The sequence below is a fragment of the Streptomyces sp. MK37H genome (genome assembly GCF_018035285.1).
GTDB classification, from domain to species: Bacteria; Actinomycetota; Actinomycetes; order Streptomycetales; family Streptomycetaceae; genus Streptomyces; species Streptomyces endocoffeicus.
Genome location: NZ_JAAAYH010000030.1, coordinates 1 through 25245 on the forward strand (window position 1 = coordinate 1; position 25245 = coordinate 25245).

General features: G+C 68.9%; 22 protein-coding genes and 3 tRNA genes. 6 read left to right on the top strand and 19 right to left on the bottom strand.

Translation table 11 applies throughout. The features are described 5' to 3' along the window. The coding region (locus GWI24_RS07275) for a M48 family metalloprotease (RefSeq protein WP_247616010.1) at positions 1-1015 on the top strand (1015 nt) is incomplete at its 5' end. A gap of 85 nt (positions 1016-1100) precedes the next feature. Here GWI24_RS07275 and GWI24_RS07280 read toward each other — a convergent pair. The 10 genes from GWI24_RS07280 to GWI24_RS07325 form a co-directional block, all read right to left on the bottom strand. Further along, entirely contained in the window at positions 1101-5000 is a 3900-nt protein-coding gene (locus tag GWI24_RS07280) for a DNA-directed RNA polymerase subunit beta' (RefSeq protein ID WP_210945076.1), read from the bottom strand. 99 nt (positions 5001-5099) lie between these two features. Continuing rightward, positions 5100-8582 (bottom strand): DNA-directed RNA polymerase subunit beta, encoded by a 3483-nt coding sequence (gene rpoB / locus GWI24_RS07285; protein ID WP_210945077.1) that lies wholly within the window; start codon positions 8580-8582, stop codon positions 5100-5102. 608 nt (positions 8583-9190) lie between these two features. Beyond that, positions 9191-9580 carry a 50S ribosomal protein L7/L12 gene (rplL, locus tag GWI24_RS07290; RefSeq protein ID WP_037952872.1) on the bottom strand — a complete coding sequence of 130 codons (390 nt, stop codon included), beginning with the start codon at positions 9578-9580 and terminating at the stop codon, positions 9191-9193. An 84-nt stretch (positions 9581-9664) separates the two neighbouring features. Next, positions 9665-10228, bottom strand: a complete 564-nt coding sequence (rplJ, locus tag GWI24_RS07295; RefSeq protein ID WP_020869302.1) for a 50S ribosomal protein L10 — start codon at positions 10226-10228, stop codon at positions 9665-9667. A 275-nt stretch (positions 10229-10503) separates the two neighbouring features. Then, positions 10504-11337, bottom strand: a complete 834-nt coding sequence (locus GWI24_RS07300; protein ID WP_210945078.1) for a hypothetical protein — start codon at positions 11335-11337, stop codon at positions 10504-10506. A 208-nt stretch (positions 11338-11545) separates the two neighbouring features. Continuing rightward, entirely contained in the window at positions 11546-12265 is a 720-nt protein-coding gene (rplA, locus tag GWI24_RS07305; protein WP_037952865.1) for a 50S ribosomal protein L1, read from the bottom strand. A gap of 95 nt (positions 12266-12360) precedes the next feature. Then, positions 12361-12795: a 50S ribosomal protein L11 gene (gene rplK / locus GWI24_RS07310; protein WP_020869305.1), complete on the bottom strand. Its 435-nt coding sequence runs from the start codon at positions 12793-12795 to the stop codon at positions 12361-12363. Between the two features lie 180 nt (positions 12796-12975). After that, the gene (gene nusG, locus GWI24_RS07315; RefSeq protein WP_210945079.1) at positions 12976-13812 is read right to left on the bottom strand and encodes a transcription termination/antitermination protein NusG; all 837 of its coding nucleotides are present in this window, start codon (positions 13810-13812) and stop codon (positions 12976-12978) included. Positions 13813-13895: 83 nt separating this feature from the next. Continuing rightward, on the bottom strand, positions 13896-14186 hold the full coding sequence (gene secE, locus GWI24_RS07320) for a preprotein translocase subunit SecE (protein WP_037952862.1): 291 nt from the start codon (positions 14184-14186) through the stop codon (positions 13896-13898). A 107-nt stretch (positions 14187-14293) separates the two neighbouring features. Continuing rightward, positions 14294-14366 (bottom strand) — tRNA-Trp (locus tag GWI24_RS07325). Between the two features lie 182 nt (positions 14367-14548). Between GWI24_RS07325 and GWI24_RS07330 the strand changes: the two genes are divergently transcribed. Beyond that, on the top strand, positions 14549-15787 hold the full coding sequence (locus tag GWI24_RS07330) for a pyridoxal phosphate-dependent aminotransferase (protein WP_210945080.1): 1239 nt from the start codon (positions 14549-14551) through the stop codon (positions 15785-15787). A gap of 149 nt (positions 15788-15936) precedes the next feature. Continuing rightward, a complete protein-coding gene (locus tag GWI24_RS07335) occupies positions 15937-16968 on the top strand; it encodes an adenosine deaminase (protein WP_210945081.1) in 1032 nt (343 codons plus the stop codon). Between the two features lie 6 nt (positions 16969-16974). Here GWI24_RS07335 and GWI24_RS07340 read toward each other — a convergent pair whose 3' ends face one another. The 6 genes from GWI24_RS07340 to GWI24_RS07365 form a co-directional block, all read right to left on the bottom strand. Next, complete coding sequence (locus GWI24_RS07340) at positions 16975-18030, bottom strand: UDP-N-acetylmuramate dehydrogenase (RefSeq protein WP_210945082.1); 1056 nt, start codon at positions 18028-18030, stop codon at positions 16975-16977. Positions 18031-18196: 166 nt separating this feature from the next. Further along, positions 18197-18631 (bottom strand): MaoC family dehydratase, encoded by a 435-nt coding sequence (locus tag GWI24_RS07345; RefSeq protein WP_044571702.1) that lies wholly within the window; start codon positions 18629-18631, stop codon positions 18197-18199. Next, the gene (locus tag GWI24_RS07350) at positions 18628-19098 is read right to left on the bottom strand and encodes a MaoC family dehydratase N-terminal domain-containing protein (RefSeq protein WP_210945083.1); all 471 of its coding nucleotides are present in this window, start codon (positions 19096-19098) and stop codon (positions 18628-18630) included. The genes GWI24_RS07345 and GWI24_RS07350 overlap by 4 nt, the downstream gene beginning before the upstream one ends. Positions 19099-19182: 84 nt before the next feature. After that, a complete protein-coding gene (gene rpmG, locus GWI24_RS07355; protein ID WP_009715907.1) occupies positions 19183-19347 on the bottom strand; it encodes a 50S ribosomal protein L33 in 165 nt (54 codons plus the stop codon). An 87-nt stretch (positions 19348-19434) separates the two neighbouring features. Next, a tRNA-Met gene (locus GWI24_RS07360) sits at positions 19435-19507 on the bottom strand. Positions 19508-19566: 59 nt separating this feature from the next. After that, a tRNA-Thr gene (locus GWI24_RS07365) sits at positions 19567-19639 on the bottom strand. A gap of 228 nt (positions 19640-19867) precedes the next feature. On the opposite strand from GWI24_RS07365, the gene GWI24_RS07370 reads away from it, so the two are divergent. Both GWI24_RS07370 and GWI24_RS07375 read left to right on the top strand, forming a co-directional pair. Then, entirely contained in the window at positions 19868-21148 is a 1281-nt protein-coding gene (locus tag GWI24_RS07370) for an amidohydrolase family protein (protein WP_210945084.1), read from the top strand. 24 nt (positions 21149-21172) lie between these two features. Further along, complete coding sequence (locus tag GWI24_RS07375; protein WP_210945085.1) at positions 21173-21841, top strand: NAD(P)H-binding protein; 669 nt, start codon at positions 21173-21175, stop codon at positions 21839-21841. A gap of 42 nt (positions 21842-21883) precedes the next feature. Here the strand turns inward: GWI24_RS07375 and GWI24_RS07380 are convergent, their stop codons facing one another. Continuing rightward, on the bottom strand, positions 21884-22342 hold the full coding sequence (locus GWI24_RS07380) for a DUF3574 domain-containing protein (RefSeq protein ID WP_247616011.1): 459 nt from the start codon (positions 22340-22342) through the stop codon (positions 21884-21886). Between the two features lie 190 nt (positions 22343-22532). Then, positions 22533-23378, bottom strand: coding sequence for a DUF1206 domain-containing protein (locus tag GWI24_RS07385; RefSeq protein WP_374103280.1), 846 nt, complete (start codon positions 23376-23378; stop codon positions 22533-22535). A 173-nt stretch (positions 23379-23551) separates the two neighbouring features. Here GWI24_RS07385 and GWI24_RS07390 point away from each other — a divergent pair, with 173 nt between their 5' ends. Next, positions 23552-24772 (top strand): amidohydrolase family protein, encoded by a 1221-nt coding sequence (locus tag GWI24_RS07390; RefSeq protein WP_210945087.1) that lies wholly within the window; start codon positions 23552-23554, stop codon positions 24770-24772. A 36-nt stretch (positions 24773-24808) separates the two neighbouring features. Here the strand turns inward: GWI24_RS07390 and GWI24_RS07395 are convergent, their stop codons facing one another. After that, complete coding sequence (locus GWI24_RS07395) at positions 24809-25237, bottom strand: MscL family protein (RefSeq protein WP_210945088.1); 429 nt, start codon at positions 25235-25237, stop codon at positions 24809-24811. Positions 25238-25245: the final 8 nt, after the last annotated feature.

Genomic DNA, 25245 nt, shown 5'->3' on the forward strand with positions numbered 1-25245 from the left:
ACAACCGGCTCACCCGCCCCAGCCGTCCCAGCCGCCGCCCGCGTACGCACCTCACCACCCTCATGAGCAGCGGTTCGAGCGACGTCGCATCCACATCAACGAGTACCAGCGCGGTGCCGACGCCACCGCCGTCGGCGGTCTGCTGCTCCATGTGCCCAACTTCCTCGGCAGCCTGCTGGTGGTCGGGCTGGTCTCGCTGTTATTCGGCACCCTCGGTCTGCTGCTGGTGCTCGCCTGGCTGGCCAGCGGCGCGCTCGTCTTCCACCGCCCCACCGAGCGGGCCCTTGCCCGTTATGTCCTCAAGCTGCGTCCGCCCACCCCCATGGAGCTGGCCAGGCTCGACGAGGCGTGGCGGGAAGTGATCACGCGGGCGGGCATCGAGGAGCACACCTACGAGCTGTGGGTCGAGGACAGCGACGAGTTGAACGCCGTCGCGGCGGCCGGGCACATCGTCGGTGTCACCCGCTTCGCACTGGAGCAGCTGCCCTCCGCACAGCTGGCCGCCGTCCTGGCACATGAGCTGGGCCACCATGTCGGCGGGCACAGCTGGTCGAGTCTGCTCGGCTACTGGTACGCGCTTCCCGGCCGTATCGCCTGGCGTGTCACGCAGCTCCTGGCGTACGTGATCTTCCGGGTGTCCAGCGCCTTCTCCTGCCTCGGCGGCCTCGGCGTACTGGCCTTCTTCGGCTTCGCCGCCTTCATGACGGTCAGTGCGCTGTACGGGCTGCCGCTGCTACTGCCCGTCATCCCGTATTTGATGGCCGCCGTGAGCCGGCGGGCGGAGCTCCACGCCGACCGGCAGGCAGCGGCGCTCAACTTCGCGCCGATGCTGGCCGAGGTGCTGTGGCGGATGCATATGACGCAGGAGCAGACCAAGGCCATCGCGGCGGCGGCCGGCAAACCGCTGCCCAAGGAGAGCCCCCTCGCCCGGCTGCTCTCCTCCCATCCGGATCACCACACGCGGCTGCATCATCTGACCCCTTACCTCCAGCCGCATCCCCAGCCACCCATCTGACCCGTCCGGAACGCCGCAGGGCGGCCACCCCGCGAGGGGTGACCGCCCTGTGAGCGATACCGGTGGTACTACTGGGTCACCGGCCTTACTGGTTGTACGGACCGTAGTCGTAGTCCTCCAGCGGAACCGCCTGGCCGGAGCCCGTGCCGAAGGGCGAGTAGTCGATGTCGTCGTAACCGACGGCCGAGTACATCGCGGCCTTCGCCTCCTCGGTCGGCTCGACCCGGATGTTGCGGTAGCGGGACAGGCCCGTACCGGCCGGGATGAGCTTACCGATGATCACGTTCTCCTTGAGGCCGATCAGGGAGTCCGACTTGGCGTTGATCGCCGCGTCGGTGAGCACCCGGGTCGTCTCCTGGAAGGACGCTGCCGACAGCCAGGACTCGGTCGCCAGCGAGGCCTTGGTGATACCCATCAGCTGCGGACGGCCGGAGGCCGGGTGGCCGCCTTCCTGAACCACACGACGGTTCTCACCCTCGAAGCGCGAGCGCTCCACGAGTTCGCCCGGCAGCAACTCGGCGTCGCCGGACTCGATGATCGTCACACGGCGCAGCATCTGCCGGATGATGATCTCGATGTGCTTGTCGTGGATCGACACACCCTGCGAGTTGTAGACCTTCTGGACCTCACCCACCAGGTGCACCTGGACGGCGCGCTGGCCGAGGATGCGCAGCACGTCGTGCGGGTTGACGGCACCCACGGTCAGCGGCTGGCCGACCTCGACGTGGTCGCCCTCGCCCACCAGCAGACGGGCTCGCTTGGAGACGCCGTAGGACGTCTCGTCGGAGCCGTCGTCCGGGGTGACGACGAGCTTCTTGGTCTTCTCGGTCTCCTCGATCCGGACGCGGCCGGCCGCCTCCGAGATCGGGGCGACGCCCTTGGGCGTACGGGCCTCGAAGAGCTCGACGACACGCGGCAGACCCTGGGTGATGTCCTCACCGGCCACACCACCGGTGTGGAAGGTACGCATCGTCAGCTGGGTGCCGGGCTCACCGATGGACTGGGCGGCGATGATGCCGACCGCCTCACCGATGTCCACCAGCTTGCCGGTCGCCAGCGAGCGGCCGTAGCACATGGCGCACGTGCCGACGGCGGACTCGCAGGTGAGCACCGAGCGGGTCTTGACCGTCTCCACGTTGTGGCGGACCAGCTCGTCGATGAGCACATCGCCCAGGTCGGTGCCGGCCGGGGCCAGGACCTTCCCGTCCACGACGATGTCCTCGGCGAGGCAGCGCGCGTACACGCTGGTCTCGACGTCCTCCGTCTTGCGCAGCACGCCGTCGGCGCCCGTGGTCGCGATCGCCAGCTTGAGGCCGCGGTCGGTGCCGCAGTCCTCCTCGCGAATGATCACGTCCTGCGAGACGTCCACCAGACGCCGGGTCAGGTAACCCGAGTCGGCGGTACGCAGGGCGGTGTCGGCGAGACCCTTACGGGCACCGTGGGTGGAGATGAAGTACTCCAGCACGGAGAGACCCTCACGGAACGACGCCTTAATGGGCCGCGGGATGGTCTCGTTCTTCGCGTTGGACACCAGACCACGCATACCGGCGATCTGACGCATCTGCATCATGTTTCCGCGCGCGCCCGAGTTGACCATCATGAAGATCGGGTTGGTCTTCGGGAAGTTCGCGTTCATCGCCTCGGCGACCTCGTTGGTCGCCTTGGTCCAGATCGCGATCAGCTCCTGGGTGCGCTCGTCCTTGGTGATCAGACCGCGCTCGTACTGCTTCTGGACCTTCTCGTCCTGTGCCTCGTAGCCCTCGATGATGGCCTTCTTGGCCTCGGGCACGACCACGTCGGAGATGGCGACGGTGACACCGGAGCGGGTGGCCCAGTGGAAACCGGCCGCCTTCAGGTTGTCCAGCGTCGCCGCGACGATGACCTTGGGGTAGCGCTCGGCGAGGTCGTTGACGATCTCGGAGAGCTGCTTCTTGCCCACCGAGTAGTCGACGAACGGGTAGTCCTCGGGCAGCAGCTCGTTGAAGAGCGCGCGGCCCAGCGTGGTGCGCAGCCGGAAGCTGTCACCGGGCTGCCAGGCCGGCTCGCCCTCTTCGGCCACCGGCGGGGTCCAGCCACGGGGCGGGACGGTGCCGATCGGGAAGCGGATGTCGATCTTCGCCTGGAGCGAGAGCTCCCGGGCGTCGAACGCCATGATCGCCTCGGCGGTGGAGCCGAAGGAACGGCCCTCACCGACGACCTCGCGCTCCTCCTCATCGGTGGTGAGGAAGAACAGGCCCAGCACCATGTCCTGGGTCGGCATGGTCACCGGACGGCCGTCGGCCGGCTTGAGGATGTTGTTCGAGGACAGCATCAGGATGCGGGCCTCGGCCTGCGCCTCCGCGGACAGCGGCAGGTGCACGGCCATCTGGTCACCGTCGAAGTCCGCGTTGAACGCGGTGCAGACGAGCGGGTGGATCTGAATGGCCTTGCCCTCGACCAGCTGCGGCTCGAAGGCCTGGATGCCGAGGCGGTGCAGGGTCGGCGCACGGTTCAGCAGCACCGGGTGCTCGGCGATGACCTCTTCGAGCACGTCGTACACGACCGTGCGGCCGCGCTCGACCATGCGCTTGGCCGACTTGATGTTCTGCGCGTGGTTCAGGTCCACCAGGCGCTTCATCACGAACGGCTTGAAGAGCTCCAGCGCCATGGCCTTGGGCAGACCGCACTGGTGCAGCTTGAGCTGCGGGCCGACGACGATGACCGAACGGGCCGAGTAGTCGACACGCTTACCGAGCAGGTTCTGACGGAACCGGCCCTGCTTACCCTTCAGCATGTCGCTGAGGGACTTCAGCGGACGGTTACCGGGGCCGGTGACCGGGCGGCCACGGCGGCCGTTGTCGAAGAGGGCGTCAACAGCCTCCTGAAGCATGCGCTTCTCGTTGTTGACGATGATCTCCGGGGCACCGAGGTCCAGGAGCCTCTTCAGCCGGTTGTTCCGGTTGATCACACGGCGGTACAGGTCGTTCAGGTCGGAGGTCGCGAAGCGGCCACCGTCCAGCTGCACCATCGGACGCAGGTCCGGCGGGATCACCGGGATGCAGTCCAGCACCATGCCGTTGGGGCTGTTCCGGGTCTGCAGGAAGGCGGAGACGACCTTCAGGCGCTTGAGCGCACGGGTCTTCTTCTGGCCCTTGCCGGTCCGGATGATCTCGCGGAGCCTCTCGGCCTCCTCGTCGAGGTCGAAGGACTCCAGGCGCTTCTGCAGCGCCGCGGCACCCATGCCGCCCATGAAGTACGTGCCGAAGCGGTCACGCAGCTCGCGGTAGAGCAGCTCATCGCCCTCCAGGTCCTGGACCTTGAGGTTCTTGAAGCGGTTCCACACCTCGTCGAGACGGTCGATCTCGCGCTGGGCGCGGTCGCGCAGCTGCTTCATCTCGCGCTCGGCGCCCTCGCGCACCTTACGGCGCACATCGGCCTTGGCACCCTCGGCCTCGAGCTCGGCGAGGTCCGCCTCCAGCTTCTTGGCGCGGGCCTCGAGGTCCGCGTCGCGGCGCTGCTCGATCTGCTGACGCTCGACGGAGACGTGGGCCTCCAGCGACGGCAGGTCGCGCGTACGGCGCTCCTCGTCCACCCACGTGATCATGTAGGCGGCGAAGTAGATGACCTTCTCGAGGTCCTTCGGGGCGAGGTCGAGCAGGTAGCCCAGGCGGCTGGGCACGCCCTTGAAGTACCAGATGTGGGTAACGGGAGCGGCCAGCTCGATGTGGCCCATCCGCTCACGGCGCACCTTGGCGCGGGTGACCTCGACGCCACAGCGCTCACAGATGATGCCCTTGAAGCGGACGCGCTTGTACTTCCCGCAGTAGCACTCCCAGTCCCGGGTCGGACCGAAGATCTTCTCGCAGAAGAGTCCGTCCTTTTCGGGCTTCAGTGTGCGGTAGTTGATGGTTTCCGGCTTCTTGACCTCACCGTGGGACCACTGACGGATGTCATCAGCAGTGGCGAGGCCGATCCGCAGCTCGTCGAAGAAGTTGACGTCGAGCACTTGTCGTCAATCCCTCTTTCAGGGTCGTGTCTTCGGGTCTGACTGGGGGTCCGGGGAGAGGCCGGGGCGCACGCGGTACGCGCGCCCCGGCCAGACCCGTCAGACCTCTTCGACGCTGGTCGGCTCGCGCCGGGACAGGTCGATACCGAGCTCTTCCGCGGCGCGGAAGACGTCCTCATCGGTGTCGCGCATCTCGATGGACATGCCGTCGGACGACAGCACCTCCACGTTGAGGCACAGGGACTGCATCTCCTTGATGAGCACCTTGAAGGACTCGGGGATGCCGGGCTCGGGGATGTTCTCGCCCTTGACGATGGCCTCATAGACCTTCACGCGGCCGGTGACGTCGTCGGACTTGATGGTCAGCAGCTCCTGGAGGGCGTACGCGGCGCCGTAAGCCTCCAGCGCCCACACCTCCATCTCGCCGAAGCGCTGGCCACCGAACTGAGCCTTACCACCCAGCGGCTGCTGGGTGATCATCGAGTACGGACCGGTGGACCGGGCGTGCAGCTTGTCGTCCACCAGGTGGTGCAGCTTGAGGATGTACATGTAGCCGACCGAGATCGGGTCCGGGAACGGCTCGCCGGAGCGGCCGTCGAACAGCCGGGCCTTACCGGAGGGCTGGACCAGACGGTCGCCGTCCCGGTTCGGCACGGTGTGCTCGAACAGGCCGGCCAGCTCGTCCTCGCGGGCGCCGTCGAAGACCGGGGTCGCGACGTTGGTACCGGGCTGGACCTCATCGGCACCGATCGCCCTCAGCCGCTCCATCCACTCCTCGGAGCCTTCGACCTTCCAGCCCCGGGAGGCCAGCCAGCCGAGGTGGATCTCCAGGACCTGCCCCGGGTTCATTCGGGACGGGACACCCAGCGGGTTGAGGATGATGTCGACCGGGGTGCCGTCCTCCAGGAACGGCATGTCCTCGACCGGTAGGATCTTGGAGATGACGCCCTTGTTGCCGTGACGGCCGGCGAGCTTGTCACCGTCGGTGATCTTGCGCTTCTGCGCCACGTAGACGCGGACCAGCTGGTTCACGCCGGGCGGCAGCTCGTCGCCCTCCTCGCGGTCGAAGACGCGCACGCCGATGACCTTGCCGGTCTCGCCGTGCGGCACCTTCAGCGAGGTGTCACGGACCTCACGGGCCTTCTCACCGAAGATCGCCCGCAGCAGGCGCTCCTCCGGCGTCAGCTCGGTCTCACCCTTCGGGGTGACCTTGCCGCAGAGGATGTCGCCGTCGCGGACCTCGGCGCCGATGCGGATGATGCCGCGCTCGTCGAGGTCGGCCAGGACCTCCTCGGAGACGTTCGGGATGTCCCGGGTGATCTCCTCGGGGCCCAGCTTGGTGTCCCGGGCGTCGACCTCGTGCTCCTCGATGTGGATCGAGGAGAGGACGTCGTCCTGCACCAGACGCTGGCTGAGGATGATCGCGTCCTCGTAGTTGTGGCCCTCCCACGGCATGAACGCCACCAGGAGGTTCTTGCCGAGCGCCATCTCGCCGTCCTCGGTGGACGGGCCGTCGGCCAGCACCTGGCCGGCGATCACCCGGGCGCCCTCGTCCACGACGACCTTCTGGTTGAAGGAGGTGCCCTGGTTGGAGCGGGAGAACTTGGCCACCCGGTAGGTGGTGTAGGTGCCGTCGTCGTTGGCCACCGTCACGTAGTCGGCGGAGACCTCCTGGACGACACCGTCCTTCTCGGCCTTGATGACGTCGCCGGCGTCGACCGCGCAGCGGTACTCCATGCCGGTGCCGACCAGCGGGGACTCCGCCTTGATCAGCGGCACGGCCTGGCGCATCATGTTCGAGCCCATGAGCGCGCGGTTGGCGTCGTCGTGCTCCAGGAACGGGATCATCGCGGTCGCGACCGACACCATCTGGCGCGGCGAGACGTCCATGTAGTCGACGTCGTCGCCGGGGATGTAGTCGACCTCACCGCCACGGCGGCGGACCAGGACGCGGTTCTCGGCGAAGTGCAGATCGTTCGTCAGCGGCGCGTTGGCCTGCGCGATGACGAAGCGGTCCTCCTCGTCGGCCGTCAGGTAGTGCACCTCGTCGGTGACGACACCGTCGACGACCTTGCGGTACGGGGTCTCGATGAAACCGAACGCGTTGACCCGGCCGTACGAGGCGAGCGAGCCGATCAGACCGATGTTCGGGCCTTCGGGCGTCTCGATCGGGCACATGCGGCCGTAGTGCGAGGGGTGCACGTCACGGACCTCGAAGCCCGCCCGCTCACGGGAGAGACCACCGGGGCCGAGCGCGTTCAGACGGCGCTTGTGGGTCAGACCCGACAGCGGGTTCGTCTGGTCCATGAACTGCGACAGCTGGCTGGTGCCGAAGAACTCCTTGATGGAGGCGACGACCGGCCGGATGTTGATCAGGGTCTGCGGCGTGATCGCCTCGACGTCCTGAGTGGTCATGCGCTCGCGGACGACGCGCTCCATACGCGCCAGACCCGTGCGGACCTGGTTCTGGATCAGCTCGCCGACGTTACGGATGCGGCGGTTGCCGAAGTGATCGATGTCGTCGGTCTCGACGACCACGGACTGGCCGTTGTCCCCGACGGTCTCGGTCTCACCGGCGTGCAGCTTCACCAGGTACTTGATCGAGGCGATGATGTCCTCGACCGTCAGGACGCCCGCGTCCAGCGGAGCGGCCGCGCCCAGCTTCTTGTTGACCTTGTAGCGGCCGACCTTCGCCAGGTCGTAGCGCTTCGGGTTGAAGTAGAGGTTCTCCAGCAGCGTCTGCGCGGCCTCCCGCGTGGGGGGCTCGCCCGGGCGCAGCTTGCGGTAGATGTCGAGCAGCGCGTCGTCCTGGCCCTGGGTGTGGTCCTTCTCCAGGGTGGCGCGCATGGACTCGTACTCGCCGAACTCCTCGAGGATCTGCTCGGTGGTCCAGCCGAGCGCCTTCAGGAGGACGGTAACGGACTGCTTGCGCTTGCGGTCGATGCGGACACCGACCATGTCGCGCTTGTCGATCTCCATCTCCAGCCAGGCACCACGGGAGGGGATGACCTTGACCGAGAAGATGTCCTTGTCGGACGTCTTGTCGATGGAGGAGTCGAAGTAGACACCCGGCGAGCGGACCAGCTGCGAGACGACGACACGCTCGGTGCCGTTGATGCAGAAGGTGCCCTTGTCGGTCATGAGCGGGAAGTCGCCCATGAAGACCGTCTGGGACTTGATCTCACCGGTCTCATTGTTGGTGAACTCGGCCGTGACGAAGAGCGGAGCGGCGTAGGTGAAGTCACGCTCCTTGCACTCGTCGATCGAGTTCTTCGGCGGCTCGAAACGGTGATCACGGAAGGTCAGGGACATCGACCCGGAGAAGTCCTCGATCGGGGAGATCTCCTCGAAGATCTCTTCCAGACCGGACTTGGTGGGGACGTCCTGACCGCTGTCCAGCGCAGCCTCGACGCGAGCCTTCCACGCGGCATTGCCGAGCAGCCAATCGAAGCTCTCGGTCTGCAGCGCGAGGAGGTTCGGAACCTCGAGAGGCTCCTTGATCTTCGCAAAGGAGATGCGCAGCGGGGCGGTGCTGGCGCCATTGTTCGTATTGGCAGTCGAGGCGTTGCGCGAGGCGGCCAAGAGGGGGTCCTTCCGAGGGCTCGGACTCACTACGCGCGTACCGGTCCCACCGAGAGCCCATGGATGAAATCCCTGGTCAGGGACTATTCATCGGTAGTGCTCGAAGGTAGGTATGCCCCTGGTGACGGGCAGGGAGCAGCTAACAGGCAGCGCAAAGGGTCAGTGTAGCCACTTGGCACACTGATGTCCAGCGCCGAGTTTCTGAGACCGGCAGTGCCAATCTCTCCCTCCGGTGAGGGGCGCGCCCCTCGTTGTCTTCTCACGCCCTGTCGGCAGCCCGCGCTGTCGATGCGCATATCGATACTGCCCGCTTCGCCGACGATCCATGCCTCGGACTTTTTGGATCGGTGTGACGTCGCGTCCTGAGAATTGCGCGCTGCGTGCCGTTCGTCAAGGCCCCCCACTCCGGCGAGATCGTCACAGGGCGTGGCGACGGGCAACGAAGATCACCCTACCTCCACAAACCCATAAGGCAATGTAACCGTCACGGGAACGCCGAAGGGCGACCACCCGAACGGGTGATCGCCCCTGGCTTGGAACCGGGCCGCGCCGCCGGACGTCCTACGGGCGTGTGGCGGCGGGCCGCGAGGTCATCCGACCTCGAGGGGTCACTTGACCTCGACGGAGGCGCCGGCGCCCTTGAGGGACTCGGCGGCCTTGTCGGCCTGCTCCTTGTTGACCTTCTCGAGGACCGGCTTCGGGGTGCCGTCGACGAGGTCCTTGGCCTCCTTCAGACCCAGGGAGGTCAGCTCACGCACGACCTTAATGACCTGGATCTTCTTGTCGCCGGCGCCGGTGAGGATGACGTCGAACTCGTCCTTCTCCTCCTCGGCCGGGGCAGCGGCGCCCGGGGCACCCGGGGCGGCGGCGACCACGGCGGCCGGGGCGGCGGCGGTGACGTCGAACTTCTCCTCGAAGGCCTTCACGAACTCGGAGAGCTCGATGAGGGTCATTTCCTCGAACTGCGCGAGCAGGTCGTCCTGGCTGAGCTTCGCCATGGTGGCGGTCCTTCCACTAATTCGGCAGGTGGTGCCGGATGTACATGTCGGCGGGCTTCCGGGCCCGCTGCGACCGGGGCCTGATTACTCGGCGGCCTCGGCCTCGGCGGGAGCCGGGGTGTCGGCACCGCCCTGCTCGGCCTGCTTCTGCCGGAGCGCCTCGGCGGTCCGGACGAACTTCGACAGCGGGGCCTGGAAGAGCGCGGCAGCCTGGGACTGCTTGGCCTTCATCGCACCCGCCAGCTTGGCGAGCAGCACCTCACGGGACTCGAGGTCCGCGAGCTTCTTGATCTCGTCGGCGGACAGCGCCTTGCCATCAAGGACACCGCCCTTGATCACGAGAGCGGGGTTGTCCTTGGCGAAGTCACGGAGACCCTTCGCCGCCTCGACCGGGTCACCGGTCACGAAGGCGACGGCCGACGAACCCGAGAACAGGTCGTCGAGCTGGTTGATCCCGGCCTCGTTGGCCGCGATCTTGGTCAGCGTGTTCTTCACCACACGGTACTGAGCGTTCTCACCGAGCGAACGGCGCAGCTCCTTCAGCTGCGCAACGGTGAGACCGGTGTACGCGGTCACAACGGCCGCGTTCGCGTTGCGGAACTTCTCCCGCATCTCGTCGACGGCTGCGACCTTGTCAGGACTCGCCATGAGCCTCGGCCTCCTTCCGGGTGATGAGGACCGCTTCGGTCTGAAGGAAGGAGACTGAGACAATGCGAAAACGCCCCGGCGCAGGCGCTCGGGGCGTAACTCGACCGGGACGGACTCGCGGCCCGTTCGGGAGTGCAACCTCGGTCACCTACGCAGGTCGCCCGCAGCTAGCGGATCCTTCAGCCACCGGATCCCTTGCGGGACACGGCGACAACCAGCGGTCTTTGGCTTCTGTAGGAGGTTACGCGAACGGGCCGCGGCCAGGCAAATCGGCTCTACTGCTGGAGCATGTCCTGGAAGTCCACGGTGTCCGAGGAGGACGGCTCGGTGACGGTCACGCTGGTGCCGTAGTCCGAGTAGAAGACCGTGGAGTCGTAGGCGCCGTTGTTGCTCTGCGCCTGCTCACGCTTCTTGACCAGCAGGTTCTCCCCGTCCACCCACAGGTCGATGGTCTCGGTGTCCATACCGGAGGACTCCAGCTGCTTCTGCAGGGCGTCCAGGTCGGACTGGCTGAGCTCCTTGGACTGCATCTTGGCGATCTCGGAGACCTTGACCGTGCCCGTGTAGTGGGTGGCCTTGACGCCCTTCACGTCCTCGCTGCCCACGCTCTTGACCTTGCCCGTGGCGAGCAGCAGCTCCACCGAGCGCGACGGGTTGTTGTTCTGCATCTGGTCCTTCAGGAAGGCGCCCGAGGGGCCCGCCTTCTGGGCCAGCACGTCGTAGTCGTACTTCACCCAGTGCTTGCCGCCGCCCGCCTGGGCGGCGAACTGGTCGCCCATGTTCAGGAACATGGCGTCCGGGGTGTACTTGGCGTCCATCGGCTTGCCCGCCATCGGGGAGGAGGCGATGGCGCCACCGTTCTGGGTGATGGACATGTTGGCCCGGATGCCGTTGGCCCAGTCCATGTCGCCGGACATCTGCGAGTTCTGCTCGCCCATCTTGGTGGTGCCCTCGACCTTGGCCGAGTTCTTCTTGTCCGTCTGCTGCGAGGCGAGCTTGAGCGCCGCCAGCGGGCTCATCGCGGACTGCCCGGACTTGTCGCCGCCGGTCTTGTCGCCGGCCTTGTCAGCGTCGGACTTCTCGCTCCCGCACGCGGTGAGGCCGACCATCAGAACGAGGCTTCCAGCGGCTATCGCCCATCGCGCACCGACATGAGTACCGCGCACGGCTCCCCCTAGTTTTTATTTCTCTTTTACGTCTACTGCAGAGTGACTCTAGCGGAGGGGGCCGACAACGGAAGACGCCGGGCCCCCGCACCTTCGACGCGGTGCGGGGGCCCGGCGGTTGCACACCGTGGTGCGCTGATCAGGGGCTGCCTCAGATGGCGTCTTCCTCGACCAGCAGGTTGCGGGTGCGGTTGGCGTCCAGCGGGATGCCGGGGCCCATCGTGGTGGTCAGGGTCGCCTTCTTGATGTAGCGGCCCTTCGCGGCGGACGGCTTGAGACGGTTGATCTCCTCGAGCGCCGCGGCGTAGTTCTCCACCAGCTTCGTCTCGTCGAACGAGAGCTTGCCGATGATGAAGTGCAGGTTCGAGTGCTTGTCGACGCGGAACTCGATCTTGCCGCCCTTGATGTCCGTGACGGCCTTGGCCACGTCCGGGGTGACGGTGCCGGTCTTCGGGTTCGGCATCAGACCACGCGGACCGAGCACCCGGCCGAGGCGGCCGACCTTGCCCATGAGGTCCGGGGTGGCGACGACGGCGTCGAAGTCCAGGCGGCCCTTGGACACCTCGTCGATGAGCTCGTCGGAGCCGACGATGTCGGCGCCCGCGGCCTCCGCGGCCGCAGCACGGTCACCGGTCGCGAAGACCAGGACCCGGGCGGTCTTACCGGTGCCGTGCGGCAGGTTCACGGTGCCACGGACCATCTGGTCGGCCTTGCGCGGGTCGACGCCCAGGCGCATGGCGACCTCGACGGTCGCGTCGAACTTGGTGGTGGAGGTGTCCTTCGCCAGACGGACGGCCTCGAGCGGGGCGTATGCGCGCTCCCGGTCGATCTTGGCGTCCGCAGCGCGGAGGGTCTTGCTGCGCTTGCTCACTCTTGCTCCTGATGTCTGTGGAGTTCGTGGTCCGGGCCAGCGCTTGGCCCTGCCACAGGTGGCCGCGGGGGCTGTCGGCCCTCACGCGTGAGGTGTCAGCCCTCGACCGTGATGCCCATGGAGCGGGCGGTGCCGGCGATGATCTTCTCGGCGGCGTCCAGGTCGTTGGCGTTCAGGTCGGGCATCTTGGTGGTGGCGATCTCACGCACCTGGTCGCGGGTGATCTTGGCGACCTTGGTCTTGTGCGGCTCGCCGGAGCCCTTCTCCACGCCCGCGGCCTTGAGGATCAGCTTGGCGGCCGGCGGGGTCTTGGTCACGAAGGTGAAGGAGCGGTCCTCGTAGACCGTGATCTCCACCGGCACGACCATGCCGCGCTGCGACTCGGTCGCGGCGTTGTAGGCCTTGCAGAACTCCATGATGTTGACGCCGTGCTGACCCAGCGCGGGGCCGACCGGCGGGGCCGGGTTCGCGGCGCCGGCCTGGATCTGGAGCTTGATCAGCCCCGTGACCTTCTTCTTCTTGGGAGGCATGCTCTCTCCGGGTCCTAGTGAGAGGGTGTTCGCCTCCGAACCGGATCATCCGGATGGAGGCATACCGCACAACGATAACGGGTATAGCTGTGCGCCTTAAAACCGAGCAGGTCAGACCGGCCGCGAAAGCCCGTCTGACCTGTCGGAAGTTCTCGTGAAGAGACTCAGTTCTGAAAAGACTCAGTTCTTCTGGATCTGGTCGAAGCTCAGCTCGACCGGGGTCTCCCGGCCGAAGATCTCGACCAGGCCCTTGACCTTCTTCGAGTCGGCGTTGATCTCGTTGATCGTCGCCTGCAGGGTCGCGAACGGGCCGTCGGTGACCGTGACCGAGTCGCCCACCTCGAAGTCCAGCACCTGGACCTCGACCTTGCGGCTCGGCGCCGGCACACCGCTCTCCTCGGCGGCGGCCTTGGCGGCCTTCTCCTCGGCCTCCGGGGCGAGCATCTTGACGATCTCGTCCAGGGTCAGCGGGTACGGGTCGTAGGCGTTGCCCACGAAGCCGGTGACGCCCGGGGTGTTGCGGACGACACCCCACGACTCGTTCGTCAGGTCCATGCGGACGAGCACATAGCCGGGCAGCTTGTTCTGCCGGACGTTCTTGCGCTCGCCGTTCTTGATCTGGACGATCTCTTCCTCGGGGACCTCGGCCTGGTAGATGAAGTCCTCGACGTTCAGCGAGACGGCACGCTGCTCCAGGTTGGCCTTCACGCGCTTCTCGTAGCCCGCGTAGGTGTGGATCACGTACCACTCACCGGGCAGCCCGCGCAGCTCCTGACGGAGCGCCTCGACCGGGTCGACCTCAGCCTCGGCCTCGGTCTCGACCGCGTCGTCCGCCTGGGCCGTCTCGGTCTCGACGGCGCCCTCGTCCTCGACGCGCAGCGCGTCCTCCTCGGCGGGAACGCCCGCCGAGGCGTCGGCCGCTTCAGCCTGGTCGGAGTCCGCCGCCTCGACGATGTCGAGCTCGTCCTCACGGGACTCGACGGGCTCGGCGGCGTCGTTCAGGTTCGGGTCAGACACTGTGGCTGCTTCTTCCTGGCTTCAAAGGGGTGGAACGTGCGAAAGAGGCGACGCCGGGAAAGCGGCCGCCTTTCGCGAGGGTCTCAGCCAAAGACGTACTTGATGGCGTTGTTGAACCCATAGTCAATCACGGTCACGATGCCGATCATGATGACGACGAAAACGATCACCACGCTGGTGTACGTCGACAGCTGGCTGCGCGTGGGCCAGACGACCTTCCGCAGCTCGGCGATGATCTGGCGGTAGAAAAGCGCGAGCCGGCCGAAGGGCCCCTTCTTCGCGCGCTTGCCGCCACGACGACCCCGCTTGGTCGTCTCCTCATCCTCGGGACGACCGCTCTCAGGCGTCGCGGTGGAGCCCAGGGCTTCCGTCACTCGTCCTCACCTGAATCCGGGTCGTGGCCGTGCCGCGTCCGGCCCGGCCGCACAGCGGTGCTTGTCCTTGCGTACGCATGCACGCACCCTCATCACAGTGCGTGTAGCAGGGCCGGAGGGACTTGAACCCCCAACCGCTGGTTTTGGAGACCAGTGCTCTACCAATTGAGCTACGACCCTTTGCGGCACTCACCAACCTACCGCATACACCCGGCTGCACGGAGTGTGCGGTCGGATCCGGCTGTTGATCGGCCAACGACGGATGAGTGTACGTGCTTGACGGCCGGGCGTCGAACGAGAAGCGCGCGAAGTCTCCGCAAACCCGTGTGCCACCCATTTCGCCCGTCTGCGACGATGCATCTATGACCGCTGCTACTCCCCCAGTACAGTCCCCGACCGACCGGCGGGTATCGGCCCGGATCGGCTCGATCTCCGAGTCCGCGACCCTCGCCGTCGACGCCAAGGCCAAGGCCCTCAAGGCCGCGGGCCGTCCGGTGATCGGCTTCGGCGCCGGTGAGCCCGACTTCGCCACGCCCGACTACATCGTCGACGCCGCGGCCGCGGCGTGCCGCGACCCGAAGTACCACCGCTACACCCCGGCCGGCGGCCTCCCCGAGCTCAAGGCCGCGATCGCCGCGAAGACGCTGCGCGACAGCGGGTACGAGGTCGAGACGGCCCAGGTCCTGGTGACCAACGGCGGCAAGCAGGCGATCTACGAGGCGTTCGCCGCGATCCTGGACCCGGGCGACGAGGTCATCGTCCCCGCGCCCTACTGGACCACCTACCCGGAGTCGATCCGGCTGGCCGGCGGTGTCCCGGTGGAGGTCGTCGCCGACGAGACGACCGGCTACCGCGTCTCCGTCGAGCAGCTGGAGGCGGCCCGCACCAAGAACACCAAGGTGCTGCTCTTCGTCTCCCCCTCGAACCCCACCGGCGCGGTCTACAGCCGTGAGCAGGTCGAGGCGATCGGCCGCTGGGCCGCCGACAACGGGCTGTGGGTGCTGACCGACGAGATCTACGAGCACCTGGTCTACGGCGACGCAGAGTTCCACTCGCTGCCGGTCGTGGTGCCCGAGCTGCGCGACAAGTGCGTCGTGGTCAACGGTGTCGCCAAGACGTACGCGATGACCGGCTGGCGGGTGGGCTGGGTCATCGGCCCCAAGGACGTCATCAAGGCCGCGACCAACCTCCAGTCGCACGCCACCTCGAATGTGAGCAACGTCGCTCAGGTCGCCGCGCTGACCGCCGTCTCGGGCGACCTCGACGCCGTGGCCGCGATGCGCGAGGCGTTCGACCGCCGCCGCCGCACCATCGTGCGGATGCTGAACGAGATCGACGGCGTCGAGTGCCCGGAGCCGGAGGGCGCCTTCTACGCCTACCCCTCGGTCAAGGCGCTGCTGGGCAAGGAGATCCGCGGCAAGCGGCCGCGGACCACTGTGGAGCTGGCCGAGATCATCCTGGAGGAGGCCGAGGTCGCGGTGGTGCCGGGTGAGGCGTTCGGCACCCCGGGCTATCTGCGGCTGTCCTACGCGCTGGGCGACGAGGACCTCATCGAGGGCGTCTCCCGGCTGCAGAAGCTGCTGGGCGAGGCGGCCGCGTAAGGCGCCTGGCTTTCGTACGCACGACCCGTACGCGCGGAAGGAACGGGCCGGAATCCCCGGGGGCGGATTCCGGCCCGTTCCGCGTGCGTGCACCTTCCCGTTCGGGGAAAGCGGTACCGACGGGTCCGGACGTGCGGCAGTATCTCCAGATGGCACGCGATGTACACCTGCTCCCCAAAGCGCATCTGCATCTCCACTTCACCGGCTCCATGCGCCCCGCGACCCTCCTCGAACTCGCCGACAAGTACGGCGTCCACCTCCCCGAGGCACTGAGCAGCGGTGAGCCGCCGAAGCTGCGCGCCACCGATGAGCGCGGCTGGTTCCGCTTCCAGCGGCTGTACGACATCGCACGCTCCTGTCTGCGGGAGGCCGACGACATCCGGCGGCTGGTGCGCGAGGCCGCCCAGGAGGACGTGCGGGACGGGGCCCAGTGGCTGGAGATCCAGGTCGACCCCACCTCGTACGCCCCGCGTCTGGGCGGGCTGATCCCGGCGATGGAAGTCATCCTGGACGCGGTCGAGAGCGCCTCCGCGGACACCGGGCTGGGGATCAGGGTCCTGGTCGCCGCCAACCGCATGAAGCATCCGCTGGAGGCCCGCACCCTCGCCCGGCTCGCGGTGCGCTACGCGGACCGCGGCGTCGTCGGCTTCGGCCTCTCCAACGACGAACGGCGCGGATTCGCCCGCGACTTCGACCGGGCCTTCGCCATCGCCCGGGAGGGCGGGCTGCTGGCGGCGCCGCACGGCGGTGAGCTGTCGGGCCCCGGCAGCGTTCGGGACTGCCTGGACGACCTCGGCGCGGCCCGGGTCGGCCACGGGGTGCGCGCGGCGGAGGACCCGCGGCTGCTCGCCAAGCTCGCCGAGCGCACGGTGACCTGCGAGGTGTGCCCGTCGTCGAACGTGGCGCTCGGGGTCTACGAGAAGCCGGAGGACGTCCCGCTGCGCACGCTGTACGACGCGGGCGTGCCGATGGCGCTCGGGGCGGACGACCCGCTGCTCTTCGGCTCGCGGCTGGCGGCGCAGTACGAGCTGGTGCGCGAGCACCACGGCTTCACGGACGCCGAACTGGCCGAGCTGGCACGTCAGTCGGTGCGCGGCTCGGCCGCGCCGGAGGACGTCCGGCGGCGGATGCTGGCGGACATCGACGACTGGCTGGCGGGCCCGGACTACTCACGTGAGTAGTCCGGATCAGAGGCTCACGCCGACCGTCACCGGCTCGTTGACCAGCCGGATCCCGAACGCCTCCTCGACCCCGGCCACCACCTCGCGGGCCAGCGCCAGCAGGTCCTCGGTCGTGGCCTCGCCCCGGTTGGTGAGGGCGAGCGTGTGCTTGGTGGAGATCCGGGCCGGGCCGGTGCCGTAGCCCTTGGTGAAGCCCGCCCTGTCGATCAGCCAGGCCGCGGAGGTCTTGATCAGGCCGTCGCCCGCGGGGAAGGCGGGCGGCGCGGTGTCCGGGCCCAGGCGTTCGGCTACGCGGGCCAGGAAGGCGGCGTGGGCGTCCTGGTCAAGCACCGGGTTGGTGAAGAACGACCCCGCAGACCAGGTGTCGTGGTCTCCGGGGTCGAGAACCATGCCCTTGCCCGCGCGCAGTCCGAGGACGGTCTCGCGGGCGACGGCGGCCGGCACCCGGTCCCCCACCTCGACGCCGAGCACCCGCGCGGTCTCGGCGTACCGGACGGGCGCGGAGAGCCCGCCCGCGTCCTCCAGCTCGAAGCGGACCCGGAGCACCACATGGCGGTCGGGGTCGGCCTTGAAGCGGCTGTGCCGGTAGGAGAAGGCGCAGTCGGCGTTCGGGATCGTGACGACCTCGTCGGCGCGGCGGTCGTAGGCGATCACCTCGGTGATCGTGGCGGAGACCTCCTGGCCGTAGGCGCCGACGTTCTGTATTGGCGTCGCGCCCGCGGAGCCGGGGATTCCGGCGAGACATTCGATGCCCGCGAGCCCCGCTCGGACCGTACGGGCCACGGCGGCCGACCAGTTCTCGCCCGCGGCGAGCTCCAGGCGGGTGCCGTCGAGCGTGAAGCCGCTGGTGGCGATGTGCAGGGCGGTGCCGTCGAAGCCCTTGTCGGCGATGACCAGATTGCTGCCGCCGCCGATCACCAGCAGCGGGGTCCCGGCCGCGTCGGCCGCACGGACCGCGGCGATGACCTCGTCGTCGGTGGTGGCCGTGAGCAGCCGGTTGGCCGGTCCGCCGAGACGGAAGGTGGTGAGGGGCGCGAGAGGGGCGTCGTGGAGTTCCTGCACGCGCTCAAGAGTACGGGGGCGCCCCCTGGGCTCCTTGAGGCGGCCGCCCCCGGTGTGGGGAATCCGGGGGCCGGCGGGCCTGCGGGCCGTAAGGGGCTCGGACGGGCCGCACGCGCTCCGGCGTGCTCTCATCCGCCCGGGGGCCGCATCGGGCGCGGTCGGGGGCTCAGACGAGCCGTACCACGGCGCGGGCCCGGCCAAGCACCTTCTGGCCGGCGCTGGTCGCCGTGATGTCGAGGCGCACCGTACGGGCCTCGTCGTCCAGCTTGGCGGTCACCTTGGCGCCGATCTCGATGACCGCGCCCTTGTCGTCGTTGGGGACCACGACCGGCCGGGTGAAGCGGACGCCGTACTCGACGAGGGCGCCGGGGTCGCCGGCCCACTCGGTCACCACCCGGGCCGCCTCGGCCATGGTGTAGGCGCCGTGCGCGATGACGTCGGGGAGACCGACCTCTCTGGCGAACTTCTCGTTCCAGTGGATCGGGTTGAAGTCGCCCGACGCGCCCGCGTAGCGCACGAGGTCGGCGCGGTTCACCCGGAACTCGCGCGTCGGCACCTCGGTACCGACCTCCACGGCGTCATACGAGATCTTGGCCGTCATCTGCTCTCCTCCACCTCTGCGTCAGCGGCGCGGGCCACCAGCGTCGTGAACGACGTCGCTACATGATCACCCGCCTCGTCGTGGACCTCGCCGCGGACGGACAGGATGTCGTTGCCGGCCAGCGACTTGATCGAGTCGATGGTCGAGGTGACCGTCAGGCGGTCCCCCGCGCGGACCGGGCGGGTGTACTCGAACCGCTGGTCCCCGTGGACCACCCGGCTGTAGTCCAGCCCCAGCTGCGGGTCCTCGACAACCTGCTTCCCGGCCGCCTTGAAGGTGATCGTGAAGATGAACGTCGGCGGGGCGATCACATCGGGGTAGCCGAGGTCCCGGGCCGCTTCGGGGTCGGTATAGACCGGATTGGTGTCACCGAGGGACTCGGCGAATTCCCGGATCTTCTCCCGGCCGACCTCGTACGCGGCGGTGGGCGGGTAGGTCCGCCCCACGAAGGACTGGTCGAGCGCCATCGGCGCACACCTCCTGCGATTGAATTACCAACGAAACGAGGCCGCCCCCCGCGAGTGGGGGCGGCCTCGAATGAGAGCTTATTACTATCGCGTCTCACGGTGCGCGGTGTGCGCGTTGCAACGCGGGCAGTGCTTCTTGATCTCAAGACGATCCGGGTCGTTGCGCCGGTTCTTCTTGGTGATGTAGTTCCGCTCCTTGCACTCCACGCAGGCCAGCGTGATCTTCGGGCGGACGTCGGTGGCAGCCACGTGAGTGCTCCTTGACGAACGGGCTAGGGGATTAACGCAGAAAGAGTAGCCGATCGAAGGACCGACCCCGCAATCGGCTACTGTCAGTAGCGGTGACCGGACTTGAACCGGTGACACAGCGATTATGAGCCGCTTGCTCTACCGACTGAGCTACACCGCTGCGATGCGAGTGACTCCCCGCTCGACCAGCGTAGCGGAACGGGAAGCCTCACACATCAGAGCCCCAATACGGAATCGAACCGTAGACCTTCTCCTTACCATGGAGACGCTCTGCCGACTGAGCTATTGGGGCGAGCGATGAAGACATTACACGGTCGGCCGCCGAAGGTGAAATCCGTATCGGCCCCTCGTCACCCTGGACTCATGCACCACACCGGTACGACTATTCGGCTCCTCCACGAAGCCGCCTCCACCTGGTCCTAGGCTTCGCTTCGCACCCGCGTGATCTTGGCTGCGCACGCATCCGACGCGTGCCCGGCGCGTCACCCGTCGCGTGCTCGGCGCGAATCCCAGGAGCGCGATGCCCGAGAGCCAGCAGCAGCCGCAACAGCCGCCCCGGAACGGCGGAGCGGCCCCCGGCGAGCCCACCACCCTGGTGCTCGGCGGTGTCCGGCTCGCCGACCGGCGCACCGTGGACGTCCGGCTCAGCGGCGGGCGGATCGAGGCCGTGGGCACGGCGGGCAGCCTCGTCCCCGGCACCCGGCTGGACCTCGGCGGCTATCTGCTGCTGCCCGCCCCCGCCGAACCCCACGCCCACTGCGACACCGCCCTTACGGCCGACATGGCGGGCCCGGTCCCGTACGACCCCAGGGACGTCCAGCGCCGCACCGTCGAGGCCGCCCTGCTCCAACTCGGCCACGGCGCGACGGCGCTGCGCACCCATGTCCGCATCGGCGGGGTGCACGGACTGCGCTCCCTGGAGGCGGTCCTGGAGGCCGGCCGGGCGCTGCGCGGGCTCACCGAGCTGAGCGCGGTGGCGGTGCCCCGGGTGCTGACCGGCACCGCCGGGGCGGACGGTCTGGCGATGCTGCGGGACGCGGTGGCGATGGGCGCGTCGGTCATCGGCGGCTGCCCCGACCTCGACCCCGATCCGACCGGCCACGCCGAGGCCGTCCTCGACCTCGCCGCGCGCCATGGCTGCGCCGTCGATCTGCACACGGACGGTGACGACCCGGCCCGCCTCGCCCGGCTCGCGGCGATGGCCGGGGGCCTGCGGCCGGGCGTCACCATCGGCCCCTGCGGCGGGCTGTCCCGGCTGCCCGCGGAGATGGCGGGGAGGATCGCCGAGCGGCTGGCGGCGGCCGGGGTGACCGTCGTCTGCCTCCCCCAGGGCGACTGCGCCGGGCTGGAGAACCAGGGCAGGCGGGGAGCGCGCACCCGCGCCTGGGCGCCGGTGCGGCTGCTGCGCGCCGCGGGCGTCCGGGTGGCCGCGGGCAGCGGGGCGCTACGGGACGCGGTGAACCCCGTGGGGCGCGGCGATCCCCTGGAGGCCGCCTTTCTGCTGGCGTCCCGGGGCGAGTCGCGCCCGGAGGAGGCGTACGAGGCGGTGTGCGCGCGGGCGCGGGCCGCGATGGGGCTCGCCGAGGTGCGGGTGGAGGCCGGGTTCCCGGCGGAGCTGCTCGCGGTGCGCGGGGACGGCCTCGCGGCGGTGCTCTCGCTCGCGTACAGCAGGGTCGTGGTGCACCGGGGGCGAGTGGTGGCCCGTACCAGCGCGATGCGGGAGTACTGCGACTCGGCGGCCGCGGTGGCGCTGGATCTGCCCCGGCAGGCGCGGTCGCAGAGCGGCGGCGAGCAACAGTAGGCCGCACGGCGTACGGTCGGGATCATGCGCATTGTCATCGCTGGTGGACATGGACAGATCGCGATGCGGCTGGAGCGGTTGCTCACCGCGCGCGGAGACGAAGTGGCGGGCATCATCCGCAAGCCGGAACAGGCGGGCGACCTGCTGGCGTCGGGCACCGAACCGGTCGTCTGCGACCTGGAGTCGGCTTCGCTGGAGGACGTGGTCAAGCATCTGGAGAACGCGGACGCGGCCGTCTTCGCGGCCGGAGCGGGCCCCGGCAGCGGTGCCGTCCGTAAGGACACCGTCGACCACCGGTCCGCGGTGCTCTTCGCGGACGCGGCCGAACAGGCCGGGGCCCGCCGGTTCCTGATCATCTCCTCGACGGGCGCGTCCCACGAGCCGCCGCCGGACACCGACCCGGTCTTCGCCGCCTATCTGCGCGCCAAGGCCGCGGCGGACGACGACATCCGCGCCCGGGACGGCCTCGACTGGACCGTGCTGCGCCCGGGCCGGCTGACGAACGACCCGGGCACGGGCCGGGTGAAACTGGCCGAACACACGGGCCGGGCCGAGATCACCCGCGACGATGTGGCGGCGGTCCTGGCCGCCCTCCTGGACGAGCCCCGCACGGCGGGCCGCACGCTGGAGCTGATCAACGGCGACACGGCGGTGGCGGACGCGGTGGCGGCGGTCGCCGCCGAGCGGGACTGAGGACGCGGGGGCCGGCCGGGACAGTCGGTACGGCCCGATCGCTCAGAAGTCCACCCGGGCCGGGGCGTCGGCCCGGGCCACGGACTCCTGGGCGTACTGGCGCTCGTACGCCGTCCGGATCCGTTCGATCCTCGGGTCCTGCGTCCCCGCCTCGGACGCCGGGTAGAGCAGGACCACCTCGTACGAGCGCTCCCGCTCGATCGTCCCGTTCTGGTCCCGCCACTGCCCCCGGCCGTCGTGGATCGTCAGGCCGGAGGGGAAGCGCGGGGTGATCCGCCGGTCCACGAAGGCCAGGAACTGCTTCTCGGTGACGGGCGGCCCGCCGTCGGGGCGCTCGGTGCCGAAGAAGAGCCGGGTCTCGACGTACGGCTTGCCCCGGCCCACGGCGCCGGAGGCCGCCGCGGCGGGCGGGTCGTCCAGCGCGGCGTACGCGGCGACGGGGGTGGCGGCGGCGAGGGCGAAGGCCGCTCCGACGGCGGCGAGACGGACGCGTGGCTTCATGGTCGGCATCGTCCGATCGTCCCGGCGCCGGGGACCCTCGGAAAGACCGCCTTACGGTGCACATCCGTGCGAGGCGCGGGGCACATTCGCGCCAGACGCGGGGTACGTCCGTACGAGACGCGGGGGCTGACCCGACCCGGCGTCAGGCGGCAGCGGCCCGGCCCGGGACCACCCCGGCCCAGGACGTCGCTCAGACCCTGCGCCACCGGGCCATCGCGCACGAGAACACCCCGAAGAGCGCCAGCCCCAGCGCCACCGCCATCAGCAGCCAGGGCCCCGCCGCCGTCCCGGCGAAGGTCCGCAGGGTGTCGTCGATGCCCTTCACCTTGCCCGGGTCGTAGCGCACGGCGGCCGTAAGCGCGAAGCCGCCCGCCACCGCGAACACCGCCCCGCGGGCCACCCCGCCGCAGATCCCGAGCGCCTCCACGGCCCGCCGCGTCCGCCGGGACATCGCGCCCACCTTGAGGTACTTGCGGAAGCCGCACCGGATCGCCCGTACCGCGATCCACACCCCCGCCACGGCCACCGCGGTCCCGGCGGCGGCGACCAGCCACCGGCCGTACGGCAGGTCGAGCGCGCGTGCCGTCACGTCCTTCGACCGCCGGTCGCTGGAGCCGCTGCCCTGCTCGCCGGTGGCGAAGCAGAGCACCGAGTACGCGACGATGCCGTAGAAGACCGCGCGGGCCGCCCCCGCCAGCCGCTTCCGCGCCGCGCCCCCGTCCGGCCCCGCGGCCCCGAAGGCCGCCTCGGACAGCCGCCACAGCGCCATGCAGACCAGCCCGATGCCGACCGCCCAGACCAGCGCCGCGCCGAACGGCTGTTTGGCGAGGGCCTGGAGCGCCCCGCCCCGGTCGGCCTGTTCGCCATGGTCGCCCGAGGCGATGCGCAGCGCCAGGACGCCGATGAGCAGATAGAGCACGCCCCGGGTGGCCAGCCCCCAGCGGGCCGCCGCCTCGATGGCCCGGGTGCCCGCCTCGCGCGGGGTGCGTGTGCGCGTCGCCGAACCCAATCCGCGTGCGAACGACCATGCGTTCACCGTTTCCTCCCCAGTTGTCGCTCATCGTTTGCCCTGGACGTACATGCGGAAACGGGACTTTCTCTTGTTGGTTGAAGCGATCCGCCCTACTCTGCCGCCACCGAATCTGACGAACCGTCAGATCGAAGCGAACGGACAGGACCGCCACGAGGAGACCGGGGAGAGATGGCGAGATGACCGGCGAGACGAACGGCACCACCGAGCTGCCCATGGTCATCAGCGTCGATGACCATGTGATCGAGCCCGCGCACCTCTTCGAGACCTGGCTCCCGGCCAAGTACCGGGACCGCGGCCCCAAGCCCCTTACGGCCGGGATCGGCGAACTGGCCTACATCGGCGGCAAGTACAAGTTCACCACCGACCCGGACGGCCAGCTCACCGACTGGTGGAGTTACGAGGGCGACCTCTTCCCCTACAAGCGGATCATCGCCGCCGTCGGCTTCTCGCGCGACGAGATGACCCTCGACGGCATCACCCGCGAGCAGATGCGCCGCGGCTGCTGGGACCCCAAGGACCGGCTCGCCGACATGGACCTCAACCATGTCGAGGCGTCACTGTGCTTCCCGACCTTCCCCCGCTTCTGCGGCCAGACCTTCGCCGAGGCGAAGGACAAGGAGGTCGGGCTGGCGTGCGTCCGCGCGTACAACGACTGGATGGTCGAGGAGTGGTGCGGCGACAGCGGCGGCCGCCTCATCCCGCTCTGCCTGATCCCCCTGTGGGACGTCGACCTCGCCGTGCGGGAGATCCGCCGCAACGCGGCCCGCGGCGTCCGCGCGGTGACCTTCAGCGAGATCCCCACCTACCTCGGGCTCCCCAGCATCCACAGCGGCTACTGGGACCCGTTCTTCGCCGAGTGCGAGGCCACGGGGACGGTCGTGTGCATGCACATCGGCTCCTCCTCCCAGATGCCCGCCGCCTCCCCCGACGCCCCGCCGGCCGTCCAGGCCGCGCTGAGCTTCAACAACGCCATGGCGTCGATGATGGACTTCCTCTTCAGCGGCGTCCTGGTCTCCTTCCCGCGCCTGAAGCTGGCCTACGCCGAGGGCCAGATGGGCTGGATCCCCTACGCCCTGGAGCGCGCCGACGACGTCTGGGAGGAGCACCGCGCCTGGGGCGGCGTCCGCGACCTCATCCCCGAGCCGCCGTCCACGTACTACTACCGGCAGATCTTCTGCTGCTTCTTCCGCGACAAGCACGGGGTCGCCTCGCTGGACACGGTCGGTGTGGACAACGCCACCTTCGAGACCGACTACCCCCACGTCGACTCCACGTGGCCGCACACCCGCCGCATCGCCGCCGAGCATGTCGCCGGGCTCCCCCCCGAGGTCACGTACAAGATCCTCCGCGGCAACGCGATCCGCATGCTGGAGCTGGACCTCGACGGGGCGCGGTAGGCGGGGCGGGCGGCCAGGCGGCGATCGGCCCGGCGGTTACTCCATGCGTGGCTGGTCCGAGGCGCAGTAACGGCACTTGCGCGCCGCCTCGGGGATGTCGTCGGCGAGGCATTCCGGGCAGGTCTTAACGGGGCCCGGCTCGCCGAAGACCTCGGCGCCCCGGCGGGCCTGGGTGTACTTGTACGGCATGACGATCAGGAAGTAGATGACGGCCATGAAGATGGTGAAGTAGATCAGGGCGCCGATGAACGACCCGATGTTGATGTAGGTCGCGTTGTTCCCCTCCTGGCCGAGCTGCCAGCCGAGCCCGACCGCCTTGCCGCCCTGGAGCCGGGCGATGATCGGGTTGATCACGGAGTCGGTGAACGTCTTGATCAGCGTCGAGAACGCCAGCGCTGTGACCAGGCCGATGGCGACAACAATGACATCACCGCGCATGAGGAAGTTCTTGAAGCCCCTGAGCACGATCCGCC